Annotated in this window: 1 pseudogene; it reads left to right on the forward strand. The window is 42.6% G+C overall.

What is annotated here, in order from left to right:
* Positions 1–447 (forward strand): annotated as a pseudogene (locus LRP50_RS25505) (hypothetical protein); the annotation flags it as partial.
* Positions 448–458 lie beyond the last annotated feature (11 nt).

Consider the following 458-nt stretch of genomic DNA (forward strand, 5'->3'; position numbering starts at 1 on the left):
ATTTTCTTTCCGCGTCAGGCTGAAATTACTTTCGATCGTAAGCGGGGGATCGTCTACACATGGTGGGAGGATAAAATCTTCGCCTGTCGCTTTGAAAACCTCGGTTTTGTCGAAAACAGATTAGGATTAATGCTGTTTTTTTATGGTGAGTGGCCTAAGAAGGACCAATATTCGATTACGAGTAAGTATGTCCAACCTACTGACAAAGCTTACTTCAATGCTAATGATGACAATTCCTATTTCATGGCGCTTGTACTGACCTTCATGGAACAAGGGAAGGAAGCTGTTATCACCGGCGATAGTTTCTATCGAAAACCCTACCCTTTTCTCAGAGTGGATAAGAAGCCAAAGGACTTCGACCAGCGTTTGGAAGAGGTATTGAATAGAGAGCATGCGTTGATTGATATCTATGCTGAGGTTGCGTTGAAACAGAAGAAACCGCTTTAGTCCTGACTTTT

This window comes from Enterovibrio gelatinilyticus (genome assembly GCF_028683095.1).
In the GTDB taxonomy this organism is placed as follows: Bacteria; Pseudomonadota; Gammaproteobacteria; order Enterobacterales; family Vibrionaceae; genus Enterovibrio; species Enterovibrio gelatinilyticus.